Raw genomic sequence first — 3,911 nt, forward strand, 5'->3', positions numbered from 1 at the left:
TCTGCATCGCTGGCGACAGGTCAAAACTCAGGAGAAAGTACGAAGTCTAAAGTATTAAACCTAAGTTGGTATGTTGTTGATTTGGTGAACATATAGTCAAGGATCATAGGGCTCTTGACTATTACAAGAAATAATTCGGTCAAGGATTGGAATTAACCAGAACTTGACCGAATTTTTTTTTGTTGAGGGAGTCGGGAATAGGGAGTCGGGAGTCGGGAGTAGCAATGCAATAGTTTTAGGACTTACGAAGTTTACTTGGTTTTGCCCCCCTAACCCCCCAATTTTGGGGGGGAATGATGTCAAAGTCCCCCAGAATTGGGGGATTTAGGGGGCTTTGCGTAAGTCCTGAGTTTTTTAAAACCACCCACATCACCCCTAGCGGTAATGCAATAGTTTTTTGAATCACACTACCCACACTTACCACGCTTAAACCCCTATAAACACTCTCCACCCCTAGTATTTTTTTAAAAATCCTGTTATAATAACAATATCGTTAAAGCAATGGTTTTACCGCCATGATGATTTCTACCGCACAAGCCGCTGAATTACTAGGTGTCTCTGCCACTCGCGTCCGTTTCCTGTTGAGCAAAGGCAGAGTCAAAGGAGCTTATAAAGTGGGTAGAACTTGGGTGATTCCCTTATTTGACGGTATGCCAGTGGTCACTCCCGGTACTCGTGGACCGAAGCGGAATTGGTCAAAGCGTACACAGTACACTAAAGCTGTGATCCACGTTAATCAAAAAGTCATTCGCCAAAATCACAACAGTGGCGATCGCAATCCCGTGATTACCGTAAAACGCGGCGCTAAAAACATTTACGGTCATACTGTCGAAGTCAATGGTCCTTGTCGAGTGATGTATCGTCCAGATAATCCCCTAAATTGTGGAGCACGGGTATGGATTGAGACGATTTCTGATTTTAAGGTGAGCTGAGCCAGGTCTAAACTATTAGTGATAGCGCTATGCCCTGGGATAGGGAATAGCGATTAGTTAAGCATGGTCGAGAGGCTTAAAGCAATGGGAATGCATTCAAAGGTAGCCGGATTTATAGGAGGTGAACTATTTTTAGAAATTCGGCGCTGTCAATTGCCTTACTTTATTCCTAAAGAATGCGTGATCAAACCACAAACAGAGTCTGGGTATGAACCAGATGTCATCGTTTTAGACAAGCAAAGGGTTACTGATAACGAACCACGGTGGGAAAAAGAATCCATTATCACACGGGGGTCTTCTGTTCGTTTAGTTGTAGAAGTGGTTTCAACAAACTGGAGCGACGATTACGCTTTGAAACTGGAAGAATACGAATCTTTCGGAATTGCTGAATATTGGATTGTTGATTATTTAGTTGAACTCTCTACGCTTTGAAAAACGTAGATTCTAAGCAGATGTCACTTTGCGGGTTGAAACCACGCTCCGTGAAGCTTCACGATAGGATCTAGATAGTGAGTCTAATCTATATCGTTGTGGCAGGTTCAAGTCTGCTCTACCGACCTCGGCTAGGGAGATCCCTAGCTGTGTCGCTACTTTTCTTAAAATATTGCAAGCTCCGTTGCAATCTGCGTTAATTAATTCACCTTTTGCAGACAGGTATTGTCCACGCTTTACTCTCTTTCCGCTTGCTGCCCACCCCTCAGGTTTCGCGCCGAGCACAGGTAGGAAATCACGATCTAAAAAGCTAGCTTTACTGGTGTAACTTTCTTCGGTTTCAACAAACTTAATGCCATATTCGATGCACAATTGCTCAATTCGATTTTTTAATTTAGCGGCAGGTATCTGTACGAACTGCTGATTGCTCTTTTTGCCAATATTTATGCTGTCTTTATTTCTCTTGTTCCAACCAAACACCACTGTGGTGACTTGGTTTCTTTGACACCAATTAATAATAAATCTAGCGACCTTGTTCACGTTGTCGCGCATTTGTCGGTTGCGCTTTTCGGTCAAAGAGGCTAATTGATTATCCCAATAATCTTGAGACTTTCCTTTTTTGATCCTAGCTACACGCTTGTTGTACCACTGATTCTGAGATTTGACTTTTTTGCCATCTATAATAAAAGAATTCCCCACATTAGAGACACAGGTTAACCAGTTGTTGAGACCTGGATCGATACCTAAGACCTTATTTGTTGGCGTCACTGGTTCAGGATTTGGCCTTTCATATACAAACTCTAAATAAAAACAGCCATTCCTAGGGACAAAACGATATTCTTTAATTGACTTATGATCTATATTAGATGGCATTGGTAGTAAGAAGTGATCAATACCAAACCAGACCTTAATCTGCTTACCTAAAGTAAACTTAAGCTGGCCTTTTACTAGCTTTACCCACCGAGCGGGATAACTTACTACTGCCAGACCTCCCTTTTTGCGGTACTTTGGGACTCTAGGTTGATCTGCCAACTGCCCTTTGTTATACAACTTCTTGAGGGCTTTGTAAGACTTGAAAGACTCAATAACTCCATGCAATGTCTGTTGAGCACAGGCTGATCTCATCGCTTTGAAGTGGACATTACTTTTCATGATTTTGTCCAATTCTGCGTTATTGAGATATTTGCCAGCCTTGAACAACATTTGACGGCAATAATATATTCCGCAATTTGTTAATTTGTTAGCCTCTGAGCAGATAAATTCTATAACCGCTTGGTTTTCAGATGTCGTGCTTATTAAATGTTGTTGACAACCGTACATATTGCATCGACCTTTTGCTGTGTTTATATAATTATATACCCTGATAATTAAGGTGTCAAGCAAATGCCAGAAGAAACTAAGAAAAAAGTTGGAAGACCGAGTTTGCATGGTGTACGAAAGAAATCCTATAGTGTCATGACTACAGAAACGGCCTGGAATGGATTAAAGGAGATGGCTAAAGATTCTGGTTTAAGCCTTTCTGAATTTCTAGAAACCTTAGGGAGAACAAAACAGCTTCCATAACGCGATAGCCGGGATTTATCCCGGCGCGCTGGCCTATAGCCACGCTACGCGAACGCAGGCCACTCAATAAATTAAGTGGCTAACTCTCGCTCGATGTTTCTCTGTTTAGGCGGTAGGCGATTTATCGGTAATCCTAAACAACCTACTTTATCGGTCTACCAATTGATAGATGGCGAATATCACGTTAATCAGTTCCGAGGAGCGAACCGTATTTTATCGCCAACCTTTCCAGAATTAAGGTTAAATGGTGAACAAATTTTTCAAGCGATCGCTTAATCAGCATTGATTAATCATGGAATGATTTGAATAGTTTTGTAGAACGGGCATCTTGGTAGAATGGGCATCTTGGTGGAATGGGCATCTTGGTGGAATGGGCATCTTGGTGGAATGGGCATCTTGCCCGTTTCATTTTCGGGCAGGCAAGATGCCCATTCCACTGATATTCATTCCGCCCCTCAGCAATTAACCATTAGGATTAACTGTTGTGTCTACGCATCTGTTTCCTCTCCCCCCACACCTCCCACACCTCCCACACTACCCACACTACCCACACTATCCACACTCTTCCCCGGTGAGGATCAAGCCTCCTGACTAGCTTGGGGGGAAATCGCGAGCTAATTTGGAATAACCTAATCTGTTATTGTAACAATTTAAATTTAAGATTTGGTTAATTAAAGGTAAAATCAGGTGGACATTGGGAGTAGAGATTTTGATTGAGATGCTCAAAGTAGGAACCTTAGTTCGAGTGATTTATCCTGATTATGTTGCGGGTCTTTCGGGTCGTATTGAAGCACAGGAAGAATCCGGTCGTTGGATAGTCAGATTAGAGGAAAATCCATTTGAGCAGAATGATCAACCATTTATATTATCTCTAGATGAGTCAGACTTTGAAGTAATTAAGCCTCCTTCATCCTAGTCAAGCTAGTTATCATATTTTCTAGTGATCAGATTTTCCATCTCCACCAACCATGAAACACCAGATAA

Annotated in this window: 6 protein-coding genes and 2 pseudogenes; 6 read left to right on the forward strand and 2 right to left on the reverse strand. The window is 42.0% G+C overall.

Annotation, left to right across the window (positions count from 1 at the left end):
- Nucleotides 1-96: 96 nt before the first annotated feature.
- A complete protein-coding gene (locus F6K38_RS36850; RefSeq protein WP_287359969.1) occupies nt 97-303 on the reverse strand; it encodes a hypothetical protein in 207 nt (68 codons plus the stop codon).
- Between the two features lie 212 nt (nt 304-515).
- Between F6K38_RS36850 and F6K38_RS36855 the strand changes: the two genes are divergently transcribed.
- Together F6K38_RS36855 and F6K38_RS36860 are read left to right on the forward strand one after the other, a co-directional pair.
- Nucleotides 516-932, forward strand: coding sequence for a helix-turn-helix domain-containing protein (locus F6K38_RS36855; RefSeq protein WP_287359971.1), 417 nt, complete (start codon nt 516-518; stop codon nt 930-932).
- A 63-nt stretch (nt 933-995) separates the two neighbouring features.
- Nucleotides 996-1,343 (forward strand): annotated as a pseudogene (locus tag F6K38_RS36860) (Uma2 family endonuclease); the annotation flags it as partial.
- 33 nt (nt 1,344-1,376) lie between these two features.
- Here the strand turns inward: F6K38_RS36860 and F6K38_RS36865 are convergent.
- Nucleotides 1,377-2,684, reverse strand: coding sequence for an RNA-guided endonuclease InsQ/TnpB family protein (locus F6K38_RS36865; RefSeq protein ID WP_071986867.1), 1,308 nt, complete (start codon nt 2,682-2,684; stop codon nt 1,377-1,379).
- A 63-nt stretch (nt 2,685-2,747) separates the two neighbouring features.
- Here F6K38_RS36865 and F6K38_RS36870 point away from each other — a divergent pair, with 63 nt between their 5' ends.
- The 4 genes and pseudogenes from F6K38_RS36870 to F6K38_RS36885 all read left to right on the forward strand — a co-directional run bounded on the left by F6K38_RS36870 (nt 2,748) and on the right by F6K38_RS36885 (nt 3,843).
- Nucleotides 2,748-2,927 (forward strand): hypothetical protein, encoded by a 180-nt coding sequence (locus tag F6K38_RS36870; protein WP_008183384.1) that lies wholly within the window; start codon nt 2,748-2,750, stop codon nt 2,925-2,927.
- Nucleotides 2,928-3,023: 96 nt separating this feature from the next.
- Nucleotides 3,024-3,203: pseudogene (locus F6K38_RS36875) on the forward strand (Uma2 family endonuclease); the annotation flags it as partial.
- A gap of 72 nt (nt 3,204-3,275) precedes the next feature.
- Nucleotides 3,276-3,518 carry a hypothetical protein gene (locus F6K38_RS36880; protein WP_287359973.1) on the forward strand — a complete coding sequence of 81 codons (243 nt, stop codon included), beginning with the start codon at nt 3,276-3,278 and terminating at the stop codon, nt 3,516-3,518.
- Nucleotides 3,519-3,621: 103 nt separating this feature from the next.
- Complete coding sequence (locus F6K38_RS36885; RefSeq protein ID WP_287359975.1) at nt 3,622-3,843, forward strand: hypothetical protein; 222 nt, start codon at nt 3,622-3,624, stop codon at nt 3,841-3,843.
- Nucleotides 3,844-3,911 lie beyond the last annotated feature (68 nt).

Origin of the sequence: Moorena sp. SIO3B2 (genome assembly GCF_010692525.1) — a bacterium.
Classification (GTDB): Bacteria; Cyanobacteriota; Cyanobacteriia; order Cyanobacteriales; family Coleofasciculaceae; genus Moorena; species Moorena producens.

Bases quoted from the DNA above. Each gene is read 5' to 3' on its own strand.
- F6K38_RS36855 (WP_287359971.1), top strand. From the start codon at position 516: ATGATGATTTCTACCGCACAAGCCGCTGAATTACTAGGTGTCTCTGCC.
- F6K38_RS36870 (WP_008183384.1), top strand. From the start codon at position 2,748: ATGCCAGAAGAAACTAAGAAAAAAGTTGGAAGACCGAGTTTGCATGGT.
- F6K38_RS36865 (WP_071986867.1), bottom strand. From the start codon at position 2,684: ATGTACGGTTGTCAACAACATTTAATAAGCACGACATCTGAAAACCAA.